The 12996-nt window shown below is 61.1% G+C and carries 14 protein-coding genes; 10 read left to right on the forward strand and 4 right to left on the reverse strand.

The genetic code is table 11. The features are described from left to right. The first annotated feature begins 34 nt into the window (after nt 1-34). Genes hisG through BW989_RS10505 form a run of 9 tightly spaced genes read left to right on the forward strand, consistent with a single transcriptional unit; the run spans nt 35 to nt 8738 of the window. Complete coding sequence (gene hisG, locus BW989_RS10465) at nt 35-952, forward strand: ATP phosphoribosyltransferase (RefSeq protein WP_076588064.1); 918 nt, start codon at nt 35-37, stop codon at nt 950-952. Further along, complete coding sequence (gene hisD / locus BW989_RS10470; protein WP_076588066.1) at nt 949-2247, forward strand: histidinol dehydrogenase; 1299 nt, start codon at nt 949-951, stop codon at nt 2245-2247. The genes hisG and hisD overlap by 4 nt, the downstream gene beginning before the upstream one ends. Then, a complete protein-coding gene (gene hisC / locus BW989_RS10475; RefSeq protein ID WP_076588067.1) occupies nt 2244-3329 on the forward strand; it encodes a histidinol-phosphate transaminase in 1086 nt (361 codons plus the stop codon). Before hisD ends, hisC begins: the two co-directional genes overlap by 4 nt. Nucleotides 3330-3334: 5 nt before the next feature. Next, nucleotides 3335-4408, forward strand: coding sequence for a bifunctional histidinol-phosphatase/imidazoleglycerol-phosphate dehydratase HisB (gene hisB / locus BW989_RS10480; protein ID WP_076588380.1), 1074 nt, complete (start codon nt 3335-3337; stop codon nt 4406-4408). Further along, nucleotides 4405-5004: an imidazole glycerol phosphate synthase subunit HisH gene (gene hisH / locus BW989_RS10485; RefSeq protein WP_076588069.1), complete on the forward strand. Its 600-nt coding sequence runs from the start codon at nt 4405-4407 to the stop codon at nt 5002-5004. The genes hisB and hisH overlap by 4 nt, the downstream gene beginning before the upstream one ends. Further along, on the forward strand, nt 5001-5738 hold the full coding sequence (hisA, locus tag BW989_RS10490; RefSeq protein WP_076588071.1) for a 1-(5-phosphoribosyl)-5-[(5-phosphoribosylamino)methylideneamino]imidazole-4-carboxamide isomerase: 738 nt from the start codon (nt 5001-5003) through the stop codon (nt 5736-5738). Before hisH ends, hisA begins: the two co-directional genes overlap by 4 nt. Next, entirely contained in the window at nt 5732-6505 is a 774-nt protein-coding gene (gene hisF / locus BW989_RS10495) for an imidazole glycerol phosphate synthase subunit HisF (RefSeq protein WP_076588073.1), read from the forward strand. The genes hisA and hisF overlap by 7 nt, the downstream gene beginning before the upstream one ends. Beyond that, nucleotides 6502-7098, forward strand: coding sequence for a bifunctional phosphoribosyl-AMP cyclohydrolase/phosphoribosyl-ATP diphosphatase HisIE (gene hisIE / locus BW989_RS10500; RefSeq protein ID WP_076588075.1), 597 nt, complete (start codon nt 6502-6504; stop codon nt 7096-7098). Before hisF ends, hisIE begins: the two co-directional genes overlap by 4 nt. 44 nt (nt 7099-7142) lie before the next feature. Beyond that, nucleotides 7143-8738, forward strand: coding sequence for a calcineurin-like phosphoesterase C-terminal domain-containing protein (locus tag BW989_RS10505; RefSeq protein ID WP_076588077.1), 1596 nt, complete (start codon nt 7143-7145; stop codon nt 8736-8738). A gap of 9 nt (nt 8739-8747) precedes the next feature. On the opposite strand, the gene mtnC is transcribed toward BW989_RS10505, so the two are convergent. The 4 genes from mtnC to BW989_RS10525 all read right to left on the reverse strand — a co-directional run bounded on the left by mtnC (nt 8748) and on the right by BW989_RS10525 (nt 12293). Next, nucleotides 8748-9440 carry an acireductone synthase gene (mtnC, locus tag BW989_RS10510; RefSeq protein ID WP_076588079.1) on the reverse strand — a complete coding sequence of 231 codons (693 nt, stop codon included), beginning with the start codon at nt 9438-9440 and terminating at the stop codon, nt 8748-8750. Further along, nucleotides 9437-10003: a 1,2-dihydroxy-3-keto-5-methylthiopentene dioxygenase gene (locus BW989_RS10515; protein ID WP_076588081.1), complete on the reverse strand. Its 567-nt coding sequence runs from the start codon at nt 10001-10003 to the stop codon at nt 9437-9439. The genes mtnC and BW989_RS10515 overlap by 4 nt, the downstream gene beginning before the upstream one ends. Continuing rightward, nucleotides 10000-10638, reverse strand: coding sequence for a methylthioribulose 1-phosphate dehydratase (locus BW989_RS10520; RefSeq protein ID WP_076588083.1), 639 nt, complete (start codon nt 10636-10638; stop codon nt 10000-10002). The genes BW989_RS10515 and BW989_RS10520 overlap by 4 nt, the downstream gene beginning before the upstream one ends. A 110-nt stretch (nt 10639-10748) precedes the next feature. Next, complete coding sequence (locus BW989_RS10525) at nt 10749-12293, reverse strand: amino acid permease (protein WP_076588084.1); 1545 nt, start codon at nt 12291-12293, stop codon at nt 10749-10751. Between the two features lie 145 nt (nt 12294-12438). On the opposite strand from BW989_RS10525, the gene BW989_RS10530 reads away from it, so the two are divergent. Then, a complete protein-coding gene (locus BW989_RS10530) occupies nt 12439-12993 on the forward strand; it encodes an NUDIX hydrolase (RefSeq protein ID WP_076588086.1) in 555 nt (184 codons plus the stop codon). Nucleotides 12994-12996 lie beyond the last annotated feature (3 nt).

A 12996-nucleotide genomic window follows, 5' to 3' on the forward strand; every position in this document is an offset into this window, starting at 1 on the left:
TCCCTTCTCGATAAACGCCCCAACCGAACCCACCATGGCATCGTCAAACTCTCAGGTCGCCGTGCGCGACCGACTGCGCATCGCCATCCAGAAAAACGGCCGCTTGTCGCAGCCCGCCCGCGCATTGCTGGGCAGTTGCGGGCTGACATGGCGTGAAAGCCCAGATCACCTCTTCTGTCACGGCGAATCCGCACCGATCGATTTGCTGCTGGTGCGCGATGACGACATCCCGGGCTTGCTGGAGAGCGGCCTGTGTGACCTTGGCATCGTCGGGCGCAACGTGCTGTCCGAGTACAACGAAAGGGCGTCTTCGACGTGTGGGCAGGTGCAGCCGAGCGAGTTGCGTGGTCTGGGCTTTGGTGGATGTCGCTTGAGTCTGGCTATTCCGCAGGCATGGACATGGCAAGGTGCGGGCCAATTGCAGGGAAAGCGCATTGCGACCAGCTATCCCGGCTTATTGGCGCGATGGTTGGCAGATGCCGGCGTTGATGCGGAGGTGGTTGAGCTGTCGGGATCGGTGGAGATTGCGCCGAGGCTAGGCCAAGCGGATGCCGGTTGTGATCTGGTGTCCAGTGGTGCCACGCTTTCCGCCAATCAGTTGAAGCCGGTCGAAGACATTTTGTACAGCGAAGCTGTCCTGGCTGGCAGATCAAATTCATTGCCGCCGGTGTTGCGTGATTTGGCCGATACGCTAGTGCGTCGTCTTGATGGCGTGCTGCGGATCCGTGACAGCAAGCTGCTGTTGTTTCAGGCCTCCCGCCATGAAGTCGATGCGGTAGTGCGCTTGCTGCCCGATGCGGAGGTGCCGACGCAATATCCGCTTGAAGATGGCGAAACACTGGCGCTGCAGGCGCTTTGCCACGGTGCGGTGACCTGGCAACGCATGGAAGAGCTCAAGCGCGCGGGTGCACGTGGCTTGATGGTGTTGCCGGTCGAAAGGATGCTGGCATGAAGAGGATGTGCTGGGATGTGATGGACGAGGCTGCGCGTGACGCAGTCTTGCAACGCCCGACCCAAGCCGCATCAGGGGCCGTGTGTGAATCGGTGCGCGGCATCGTGAAGGATGTCGCGGCGCAGGGTGACATTGCGCTGCGTGGTTGGACGCGATTGCTGGATGGCGTGACGCTGGATGCGATGGAAGTGAGCGAACAGGAGTTCGCCGATGCAGAGTGGGCACTGCCCACCACGCTACGTGAGGCCGTTGTCGAAGCCGCGTCGCGTATCAAGGCTTTTCACTTGGCTGGTGCGCCGCAGCCGTACGAGATCGATACCGCCCCGGGCATGCGCTGCGAGCGCGTGTTACGCCCGATCAGCCCGGTGGGTTTGTACGTGCCTGCAGGCAGCGCCCCCTTGCCATCCACGGCGATGATGCTGGTGATCCCGGCGACCTTGGCCGGATGCAAGGAAATCATCCTGTGCACGCCGCCGCGCGCGGACGGTACGGCGGATCCCGCCGTACTTTTCGCCGCACGCCTCGCGCCCAATGTACGGGTGTTCAAACTAGGGGGGGCGCAAGCGATCGCGGCGATGGGCCTGGGCACCGGCACTGTGCCACGCTGCGAAAAACTCTTCGGTCCCGGCAATGCCTATGTCGATGAAGCCAAGCGGCAAATCGCGCAGCTGAGCAACGGGCCGGCCATCGACATGCCTGCCGGTCCGTCCGAGGTGTTGGTGATCGCCGATGCAGGTGGCGATCCCGATTTCATCGCCGCCGACCTGTTGTCACAAGCCGAGCACGGGCCCGACTCGCAAGTCTTCTTGTTGTCGGATTCAACCGATCTGCTTGAACGCGTTGCGTCATGCATTGATCGCCAGCTGACCACCTTGCCGCGCGCAAGCATCGCCCGGGCAGCATTGGATGCCTCGCTGCTTGTGGAGGTGCGCGACATCGAGCAAGCCATCGAGATCAGCAATCGCTACGCACCCGAGCATTTGATTCTGGCTTTGCGGCAACCGCGCGTCTGGTTGAACAAGATCACCTCGGCAGGCACGGTTTTCATGGGGGACTGGACCCCGGAATCACTGGGGGATTACTGCTCCGGCAGCAACCATGTGTTGCCCACGGGTGGCGCGGCGCGTGCCTGGAGCGGGCTGAGCGTGTCGAGTTTCACCAAGGCATTGACCATACAAACTGCAACTCGGGATGGTTTACGCAACGTGGGTCCGTGTGCCGTTGAGTTGGCATCTGCAGAAGGTTTGCAGGCCCACGCGCTGGCAGTGCAATTGCGACTGGGCGCATTGGCATGACGACCGCAGAACGCTTGTTGCGCGCTGACCTGCGCGATTTCCGCGGCTATGTCTCGGCCCGATCGACACGCCAAGAGGGCAGCGTATGGCTCAATGCCAATGAGTCGGCATTGCCCAGTCTGGCCGACCCGGATGGCACCAGCCAGCGTTACCCGGAGCCTCAGCCTGCCGAGTTGTTGAAGCGTTTGGCCGCCCATTACCAAGTCGAGCCGACGCAACTGTTGGCCGGCCGCGGCAGTGACGAAGGCATCGATTTGCTTGTGCGCACGTTTTGCGAGCCGGGCGATGGCTGCGTGCTGATCGCGCCGCCTACCTTCGGCATGTATGCGGTCAGTGCCAAGCTACATGGCGCGCAGGTCATCGAAGTTCCGTTGCTGGATACGCCGCGCGGTTTCATTCACGATCTTGATGCATTGGCCACGCATACCTTGGAAGCGAAAGCCAGCTTGGTGTTCTTGTGCAACCCGGGTAACCCGACAGGTGCCACGCTGGATCCGGGCGCGATATCGCAGCTGGCCCGCCGGTTGGCTGGCCGTTCTTTACTGGTGATCGACGAGGCCTACGGCGAATATGGGGATGTCGCATCGGCTAGTAGGTTGCTTGGGGCGCACGACAACATCGTTGTTCTGCGAACGCTATCCAAGGCCCACGCGTTGGCAGGTGCCCGCATCGGCTGCGTGATGGCGCAGGCCAGCGTCATTGCACTACTCAGGCGAGTGCAGGCACCGTACCCGCTGGCTGCGCCCTGCATTGGCATGGTGCTCAAGGCTTTGCAGCCCACGGCCTTGTCCGAGTTGGCCGATCGTATTGCGGTTGTCCGCAAGGAGAGAAAAATCCTGCACAAGAGGCTATCGGGGTTGGATGGCGTTCGCTGCGCATATCCGTCATCGGGAAATTTCCTGTTGGTGCGTTTCGATGATGCGGCGGCGATCCTTGCGCGGTTGTTGCAGGCAGGCATCGTGGTCCGTGACATGCGGGCTTATGAGGGGTTGGATGATGCTTTGCGCATCAGCATCGGTACCCCCACCGAAAACGCAGCCGTAGTCGCTGTCATCGAAGGCAACGCTAGGGTTTCAGCATGAGCGCCTTGCAACCCATCTTGTTCGTCGACCGCGATGGCACCTTGATCAAGGAGCCGCAGGACCATCAGGTGGATCGACTCGACAAATTACGCTTGGTCGAAGACGTGATCCCCGCATTGCTTAAGCTACGTGACGCAGGTTGGCAGTTCGTCATCGTCACCAATCAGGACGGACTAGGCACCGATGCCTTCCCGCAAGAAGATTTCGACGTTCCACAGCATGCGATGCTGGATGTGTTCGAAAGCCAAGGAATACACTTTCGAGACGTACTGGTGGATGTCAGTACGGCGGCCGATCCCGCGCCCACGCGCAAGCCGGGCACCGGATTGGTGATGCCGTATGTGCGTGACCGCCGCATCGATTGGACGCGTTCGGCGATGGTGGGTGATCGGGACACCGACATAGCCTTCGCCGACAACCTGGGCATTCGTGGATTCAAGTTGGCCACGGCAGAGTTCGGTGAAGGCACGGACTGGCTTTCCATCGCCCATGAGTTGGTGGATGCGCCGCGAACCGCTCGCGTAGAACGCAACACGGCTGAAACCCGCATCGTCGTCAGCGTTGATCTGGATGGGCCGTCGGAGCCCGCCGTATCGACCGGACTCGGATTCTTCGATCACATGCTGGCGCAACTCGGCAAACACGGCGGCTTCGGCCTGACACTGGCGTGCAAGGGTGACCTCCACGTGGACGAACACCACGTGGTTGAAGATTGTGCGCTTGCACTGGGACAAGCACTTGCTCAGGCCTTGGGCGACAAGCGAGGGGTTGCCCGCTACGGTTTTCTGTTGCCGATGGATGAAGCCCTTGCGAGTGTTGCACTGGATTTGTCTGGACGCCCTTGTTTCACGTTCCGTGGCGGGTTCTCGCGTGAACGGGTGGGCGATCTGCCGACGGAGTTGGTGACACATTTCTTCCGATCATTGTGCGAAAGCGGCGGCATCACCCTTAATTTGAAAATTGAAGGTGACAACGATCACCACAAGGTCGAGGCTTGTTTCAAAGGCGTTGCGCGCGCATTGCGCATTGCGATCAGCCGTGATGGTTGCGATCTGCCCAGCACCAAGGGCGTGCTGTGATGGATATCGCCTTGATTGACGCGGGCGGGGCCAACTTTGGTTCGGTGATCCATGCGCTTGATCGCTTGGGCCACTCGCCGCGGCGTGTCCGTGATGCGGATGCGTTGGGTGACCCTGATCGCATCATCCTGCCTGGGGTGGGTGAGGCCGCGGGTGCGATGCGCTTGCTACGCGAGCGTGGGCTGGTGGATGCGTTGCGCGATGCGACAGCGCCCACGATGGGGATTTGCCTTGGCATGCAGTTGCTGTTCGAACATTCAGAGGAAGGCGATGTCGAGTGCCTGGGGCTCATGTCTGGTCGGGTGCGCAAGTTGCAACCGGGTCAGGGCATTCGTGTGCCGCACATGGGCTGGAACGTGCTGAACACCATGGCCGACTCACCCTTGTTGTCGGGTGTCGAGGCTGGTGCACAAGCTTACTTCGTTCACTCTTATGCGGTACCCGTGAACAGTACCTGCATAGCCCGCACCACGCATGGCAGCGATTTCGCTGCGATTGTCCAGCAAGATCATCGCTGCGGCGCGCAATTTCACCCCGAAAAATCGTCAAAGGTAGGCGAACGCGTGCTGGGTAATTTCCTGCGGTGGGCACCATGAACGATTTCATTCAATACCCTGCGATCGATGTGCGTGGGGGGCGTGTTGTACGGCTTCGGCAGGGCGATTACGCGCTGGAAACACGCTACGGCGACGATCCTGCTGGGCTGGCCGAGCGCTATGCGCTGGCGGGGGCGAAGTGGTTGCATCTGGTTGATCTGGATGCCGCGCGCGAAGGGGGTTATCGCTTGTACCCCTTGCTGCGCAAGTTGACCAGTGGTACCGGATTGCGGGTCCAGACCGGCGGTGGCGTCCGCAACCGCGATGATGTGCAGCGCCTGCTCGATGTTGGCGTGTCGCGTGTGGTGGTGGGCTCTTTGTCGGTGCGCGAGCCCGATGAAGTTTTCGATTGGATCGCCGAGTTCGGCAGCGAACACATCACTGTCGCACTCGACACGCGGCAGGATACATCCGGTGCCTGGCGCTTGCCCGTGCATGGTTGGACAGAGTCGGCGACGGAGACGTTGGAAGACTTTGCAGGCCGCTATGCGCGCGCCGGTCTCCGTCATTTGCTGTGCACAGACATTGCTCGCGACGGGATGCTGCAAGGGCCCAACATCGACCTATATCGACGGCTCACGGGACTGCTGCCGAGTGTCGCTTTGCAAGCCAGCGGCGGCATTCGCGGCATCGACGACATCAAGGCGGCGCGCGATGCAGGTTGCAAGGGCGTCGTGTTGGGCAAGGCATTGCTGGAAGGCCAGTTGGAGCTAAGCGAGGCATTGCAATGCTGAGCCGCCGCATCATCCCCTGTTTGGATGTACGTGATGGCCATGTCGTCAAAGGCGTGCGCTTTCGCGATCACGTCGACATGGGAGACATCGTTTCGCTTGCCACGCGCTATCGCGACGAGGGCGCCGATGAACTGGTCTTTTATGACATCACTGCAAGTCCGCAAGGGCGCAGTGTGGATCTTGGCTGGGTCGAAAGAGTGGCGCGGGTGATCGATATCCCCTTTTGCGTGGCGGGCGGCATACGAAGCATCGAGGACGCACGCGTCATTTTGGATGCCGGAGCCGACAAGGTGTCGATCAACACGCCGGCACTAGACCGCCCGGCGTTGATCACCGAATTGGCCGATGCGTTCGGCGTGCAGTGCGTGGTGGTGGGGATCGATTCCGAACGCGATGCCGATGGCGAGTGGCGCGTGCGCAGCCACACGGGCGACACGAGCACACTGAAAAAATTGAAATGGCGAACTTTGGATTGGGTAATGCATGCTCAAGTCGCAGGCGCGGGAGAAATCGTGCTCAATTGCATGGCTAGTGATGGCGTGCGTTCTGGTTATGACATCGAGCAGCTTTCGGCAGTACGCGAGGCATGCCATGTGCCTTTGATTGCATCCGGCGGCGCGGGGTGTATCGATGATTTCGTGACAGTCTTCGAGCAAGCTGACGTCGATGGCGCGCTGGCGGCTTCGGTGTTCCATTCGGGTGTCGTAAAAATCCCGCAACTCAAACAGACGTTGCTTACATCACAAATTCCCGTGAGGCCTGCATGATCGACATCGACAGACTCGACTGGAGAAAGCAGGGCGGGCTGATCCCCGCCATCGTGCAGGATGCGACCACGCTTCAGGTCTTGATGATGGGCTGGATGTCGCGTGAGTCGCTCGCCATCACCTTGCACGATGGGCGCGTCACGTTCTACAGCCGTACACGCAACCGTTTGTGGACGAAGGGCGAGACATCCGGAAACACCCTTCAGCTCGTCAATATCGAAGTGGATTGCGATGCAGACACGTTGCTGGTGCAGGCGAACCCGAACGGACCCACCTGCCACCTGGGACGCGCCAGCTGCTTTCCCGCAGCACCGGCGAACGTGTTGGCCGAGCTGGATGGCGTGATCACGGCACGAGAGCGAGATCGCCCCGATGGCAGCTACACGACCCGCTTGTTCCAGTCGGGCGTGCGCGGCATCGCGCAAAAAGTGGGCGAGGAGGGCGTCGAGGTTGCTTTGGCGGCCGTCGCGCAAGACGACAAGTCAGTGCTTGATGAGTCGGCTGATCTGCTGTTTCACTTGCTAGTGCTGCTCCGTTCGCGGGGGATGTCGATTCAGGACGTGCTCTCGGTATTGGCTGATCGACGCGGATAGCCCGACATTCGCATGGCGGCTTCGCGCGGGGCGATAATCCGCGCATGACCAAGATATCCACCGTGATTGCATTGATGTTGTCGGGCCTGACCGCCGTCGCACCTCTGACAGGTCAGGCGCAAGCGTGTCAGCAAGGCGTTGTCTATCTGGACCGGGATGGCAATGGCCGGCGTGGCTCCGATGAAGCTGGCATGCCGGGCATCCGTGTCTCCAATGGTCGCGACATCGTACACAGCGATGCGAGGGGGCGTTATCGTTTGCCGGCCGCCCTGGAAGGCATGGTTTTCGTCATCAAACCTGCAGGCTATTCCTTGCCACGGCGCAGCGATGGTATGCCCAGTCACTGGGTGGGGCATGCCTCGTCGGCTACCTGCGATTTTGCCCTGCAGGCAGAAAAGCATCCGCCATTGCGGGATAAGGGCCTGCGGGTGTTGGTGTTTGGCGATCCGCAGCCAAAATCGAGCGTGGATGTCGGGCATTACGCACGCGGCATAGTTGATAGGGTCATTGATGATGCCGCGGCCAAGATGCATGGCGTTCGCATGACATGGGCAGGGCAAGTGGCCGACCTTGGCCTGACGCTGGGCGATGTCGTGGATGATGACTTGTCGCTCTATCCCGCCATCAAGCGGGAGACTGCCCGTATGCACGTGCCATGGCTGCACGCACCCGGCAACCACGACATCAATCTCGAATCACCCGATGACGCGCGCTCGTTGGATGGCTTCCATGATGCTTTCGGTCCTGACACCTTCGTTTGGGAAGAGCCGGAGGCCAATTTCATCGTGCTCGATGACGTGATCTGGCAGCCAGATGCATCGCCCAAGTACATCGGAGGCTTGCGTGACGCGCAGTTCGCTTTCCTGGAGGCCTATCTCGCTCACGCCCGCAAGGACCGCTTGTTGGTGCTGTCGATGCATATCCCGTTGTTCGAAGGGGCTGGGCGAGACACATTCCGGGATGCTGATCGCGAGCGACTGTTCTCGCTGCTCAAGGATTTTCCGCACGTGCTCTTGCTTTCTGCGCACAGCCATACGCAGCAACACGTTTTCCACGGCGCGGAAACCGGCTGGCATGGCGCGAATCCGCTGCACGAATACAACGTGGGCGCGACTTGCGGCGCATTCTGGTCGGGCGTCAAGGACGCGCAAGGCGTACCCGTTTCGACCATGGCCGACGGCACGCCCAAGGGTTGGGCACGCTTGTTGGTTCAAGACGATGGCCACTATGCGCTGAGCTATCACCCGGCCGTCGATCCGGCACAAACCATGCATTTGCATGCGCCCAAGGTGCTGCGCCGCGGGGCTTATCCGGCATGGGGCGTATACGCGAATGTCTATATGGCCGACGACGACAGCGTGATCGAATATCGTGTCGATGGCGGCGAATGGCAACCGATGCGCAAGGTGATGCAGCCAGATCCCGTGTTAGTTGCCGAAAATTTCCGCGACGATCAGGCCGACGCCCTGCGAGATTATGACCGTTCGCCCGAAGCCGCGCCATCACCACATTTGTGGCGCGGGGCGTTGCCGACCGACCTGGCAGTCGGGGCGCATCAAGTCGAAGTGCGTGCGTCGTTGCAAGCAGGTGCCGTGCATTCGGGCACCGTCAGCTATCGTTTGGATGATGCGATGCCGTGAGGGTGGGGCTCAGGGCCGGATATCGGCAAACGACTCCACGCGCTCATGTCCGTTTGCCGCATCGCCCAGGCGCGGCCCGGGGTAGTCCTCGCGGCGGTCCAACAGCACGGTGCGCATGCCGGCTTCGCGTGCGGCATCGAGTTCTTCCACCACATCCGACAGGAACACGATGTCGCTGGCACTGCGTCCCAGTCTGGCGGTGATCTCCCGGTAGCTGCCCGCCTCGCGCTTGTGGCCGACTTCCGTGTCGAAGAAGGCATCGAAGAGCGGGATCAGGTCGCCGTCATCGGTGTGGCCGAACAGCAGCTTTTGCGCAGGCACCGAGCCGGAAGAGAACACGGCCAGCGGATAGCCTTCGGCATGCCAGCGTCGCAGCGCCGGTGCGACATCGGGATACAACGGTGCGGTGAAATCGCCATCGGTGTAGCCGGCTTCCCACACCATGCCTTGCAGGGCCTTGAGCGCCGTATGCTTGCGGTCTTCGTCGATCCAGCCTTGCAGCACTTCGACAACCATATCGTCATCGCACATTGTGCCGTGTTCGGTGGCGACGGCATCCAGCCAGCGACGGACCTCAGGCTTGTCTGCGTTCTCGCGGACGAAGCCAGGCAGGGCCGCGCGCGCATACGGGAACAGCACGTCCTTGACGAAGGAGATGCTGGAGGTCGTGCCTTCAATATCAGTGAGGATGACGGGCTTCATGGGGCGGGACGCGCCTGACCGAGTTCATAGCGCGGGAAGCGTTGCGCGATGTCCGTGCCGGTGAAGTGACCGACCCAGCCGTCCGGTTCGGTGAAGAAGCGGATGGCGATGAAGCTCGGATCCGGGCCCATGTCGAACCAGTGGGTCATGCTGTCCGGGACCGAGATCAGGTCGCCGGCCTCGCACAACACCTCATAGACCTTGTCATCGACGTGTAGGGTGAACAGGCCCGAGCCCGCGACGAAGAATCGTACCTCGTCTTCCTTGTGGAAGTGCTCATCCAGGAACTTGGTTCGCATGACGTCTTTTTGCGGATTGTCCGGCGCGATGCTGACGACATCCACCGTGCGGAAGCCGTTCGCCTCGACCAGGCGATCGATGTCGACGCGATAGGCGTCCATGATCTTGTCCGGTGCATCGCCAGGAGCGACGGGTTGCGAGGCTGCCCACTGCTCGAAGCCGACCCCGATCGTCGACAAGGCCTTACCGATGTCTGCCGCCTCATCGTGCGTAGAAAGAGGCGAATCCGGTGCAGTGTCCTGGAAGATACGCAAACGACTCATCGCTTCAACTCCAGCATTTTCAGCTCGCAAGCCAGCAGGAACTCGAAGGCTTCCAGATGGCGGCGGGCTTCGGCCATGTCGCGACCCCAGGCGTACAGGCCGTGGCCTTCGATCAAGTAGCCCCACATGGATTGCTTGTCGAGCGCTGCCTCGACCTTGGCAGCCAACTCATGCATGTCTTGCGTATTGGCGAAGACCGGCACATCCATCGAGTCATCGTGGGTGGTGTTGCCGACGAAGGCTTTCTGCAGTTCGTAGTCTTCGAAACGCACATGGCCTTGCGGCGCGAACAGCCGTGACGCCACGGTTTGCACCAGCGAGTGCGTATGCAGCACGCAGCCAATCTCAGGAAAGCGGCGATACAGCTGGGTGTGCAGCAACGTTTCCGCGGACGGTTTCAACTCGGTCGCGACAGGGTTGCCGTCGAAATCCACGACCATGATGTCAGCTTCGCACAACTTGGTCTTGTTGCGGCCCGACACGGTCACGGCGGCATGTTGGTCGTCCAGGCGCATCGAGAAGTTGCTGCTGGTCGCGGGCGTCCAGCCAGCATGTCCCAGCTCGCGGATATTGGTGATGAGCTCGCCGGCGAGATGGCGCAGGCGGATCGGGTCGTAGGGCAAGGGTGCATTCATGGGCATGAGTGTAGCGAATCCCGGATGACGGATCGGCAACGTCTCGCCTTTTCGCGGGGCAAAAGAAAAACGGCGCGGAAGTCCGCGCCGTTTTTCATCACCACATCCAATCAGGCTTGCGGGCCTTCGTGGAAAGGCGGTTCCGGGTCGATCTTCGGGCCGCCTTCCGGACCCTTGATGCCGCGGGCCAGGTCGCTGTTGCGGTAGCCGTAGAGCGCGTACACGATCAGGCCGAAGATGGCCCAGCCGAAGAACATCGCCAGCGTGCCCATCGACAGGTTGAGGAACAGCAGCAAGCAACCGGCGATCGCCAGCGGGCAGACCAGCCATACCATCGGCGTGCGGAAAGGACGCGGGCGGTTTGGCTCGCGCTTGCGCAGGATCAATACACCAGCCGCTACCGCCATGAAGGCGAACAGCGTGCCCGAGTTGGAGATGTCGGCCAGGATGCCGACCGGGAACATCGCCGCGAACAGGGCGACGAAGATGCCGGTAATGATCGTCACCACGTGCGGGGTGTGGTACTTCGGATGCACCTTGGACAGTACTTCCGGCAGCAGACCGTCACGCGACATGGTGAAGAAGATGCGCGTCTGGCCATAGATCATCATCAGGATGACCGAAGGCAGTGCCAGCGCGGCGGCCAGGCCCACCATGTAACCCAGAGTGCCGTGGTTCATTTCCTTCAACACGTGGGCCAGCGGCTCCTTGCTGCAGACCAGTGCGTCTGGATTGTTGGCGGCGCAGGCGGCGGCCATTTCCGGCGTGCCGGGGTGGATGGCGAGGCCGGCGGCATCCAGCATCGGCTGTGCGCCGATTGCGCCTACTGCGCCGTAGCTGACCAGCATGTAGAAAATGGTGCAGACCAAGAGCGAGCCGATCAAACCGATCGGGATGTTGCGGTTCGGGTTCTTGGTTTCTTCCGCCGCCGTCGAGACCGCATCGAAGCCCACGTAGGCGAAGAAGATCGATGCCGCCGCGCCCAACACGCCGACGCCGCCCAGCGGGCTGCCCCAACCGGTCGGGAAGAAGGGTTCGAAGTTGGTGCGGTCAACCGACGGCACGGTGACGGCGACAAAGGCGGTCAGTGCAGCGACCTTGATCAACACCAGGATCGCGTTGACCTTGGCCGACTTGGAGGTGCCGATGACCAAAAGGCCGGTAACCACCAGCGCGATGCCGAAAGCCAGTACGTTGAACGCGCCGCCATCCATGGGGCCGGTCTTGAGCGCTCGAGGTAGCTCGAAAGCTGTGCCTTCCAGCAAGCCGTTCATGTAGCCGGACCAACCGACCGAGACGGCGCCGGCAGCGACGGCGTATTCCAGCACCAGCGCCCAGCCGACTGTCCAGGCGAGTGCTTCGCCCATCACGCCGTAGGTGTAGGTGTACGCCGAACCGGACACAGGCACCATCGAAGCCAGTTCCGAATACGCGAGCGCAGCGAGTGCACAGACGATGGCGGCGATCACGAAGGCGAACATCATGCCCGGACCAGCCTTCTGGCCAGCTTCAGCGGTGAGTACGAAAATGCCGGTGCCGATGATGGCGCCGATGCCGAGCATGGTCAGCTGGAAGGCACCCAGCTGGCGCTTCAGCGATTTCTTTTCGGCGGTTTCAAGAATCTTGTCGAGTGGCTTGACGCGTTGGAACAGCATTGCGTTCTCCCCTAGGGCAACAGCTATTGATTGGGTTGCCCGAAACGACGAGCAGCCGCGACCATAACCGGCATTTGCCCGCCAGCACAAGGCATCTATTTAGCCACGGCTTGCAAGAGAACGTGATGCGATGCAGCATCCTTGTATGAATAGACCATGGGATTTCAATGCGCGCCTGGAAGAGTGGGCTCAGGCACAAGACGGCGAAGAAGCGAAGAACCTAGCCGTTTTTGCTGAATTGGCAGTAGAAGGTGGGATTGCGTACCGTCGTGAACGGTTGGCTGGGCATTTCACTGCCTCCAGTTGGTTGGTGAGTGGGGATGGGCGACGCACGCTCTTGACGCACCATCGAAAACTGGGACGTTGGTTGCAGTTGGGCGGTCATGCCGATGGCGACGAAGACCTTTCGCGGGTCGCGCTGAAAGAGGCGGAAGAAGAATCCGGGCTGACCGGCTTAAGCGTCGAGCCGCAGATTTATGACCTGGATCGGCATTGGATCCCGGAGCACAAGGGCGTGCCCGGCCATTGGCATTACGACGTGCGTTTTGTCGTGTATGCCGGAGACAGTGAAGAGTTCGCGGTCAGCGACGAATCGCTGGATTTGGCCTGGCGCGATATCGCCGCACTCGCGGCCGATGCCGATGCGGACGAATCGTTGCGACGCATGGCGCGTCACTGGTTGGAGCGCACGTTGTCCTGAGCG

The organism is Solilutibacter tolerans, assembly GCF_900155935.1.
In the GTDB taxonomy this organism is placed as follows: Bacteria; Pseudomonadota; Gammaproteobacteria; order Xanthomonadales; family Xanthomonadaceae; genus Solilutibacter; species Solilutibacter tolerans.

Bases quoted from the DNA above. Each gene is read 5' to 3' on its own strand.
- hisG (WP_076588064.1), top strand. From the start codon at position 35: ATGGCATCGTCAAACTCTCAGGTCGCCGTGCGCGACCGACTGCGCATC.
- hisD (WP_076588066.1), top strand. From the start codon at position 949: ATGAAGAGGATGTGCTGGGATGTGATGGACGAGGCTGCGCGTGACGCA.
- hisC (WP_076588067.1), top strand. From the start codon at position 2,244: ATGACGACCGCAGAACGCTTGTTGCGCGCTGACCTGCGCGATTTCCGC.
- hisA (WP_076588071.1), top strand. From the start codon at position 5,001: ATGAACGATTTCATTCAATACCCTGCGATCGATGTGCGTGGGGGGCGT.
- hisF (WP_076588073.1), top strand. From the start codon at position 5,732: ATGCTGAGCCGCCGCATCATCCCCTGTTTGGATGTACGTGATGGCCAT.
- hisIE (WP_076588075.1), top strand. From the start codon at position 6,502: ATGATCGACATCGACAGACTCGACTGGAGAAAGCAGGGCGGGCTGATC.
- BW989_RS10505 (WP_076588077.1), top strand. From the start codon at position 7,143: ATGACCAAGATATCCACCGTGATTGCATTGATGTTGTCGGGCCTGACC.
- mtnC (WP_076588079.1), bottom strand. From the start codon at position 9,440: ATGAAGCCCGTCATCCTCACTGATATTGAAGGCACGACCTCCAGCATC.
- BW989_RS10515 (WP_076588081.1), bottom strand. From the start codon at position 10,003: ATGAGTCGTTTGCGTATCTTCCAGGACACTGCACCGGATTCGCCTCTT.
- BW989_RS10520 (WP_076588083.1), bottom strand. From the start codon at position 10,638: ATGAATGCACCCTTGCCCTACGACCCGATCCGCCTGCGCCATCTCGCC.
- BW989_RS10525 (WP_076588084.1), bottom strand. From the start codon at position 12,293: ATGCTGTTCCAACGCGTCAAGCCACTCGACAAGATTCTTGAAACCGCC.
- BW989_RS10530 (WP_076588086.1), top strand. From the start codon at position 12,439: ATGAATAGACCATGGGATTTCAATGCGCGCCTGGAAGAGTGGGCTCAG.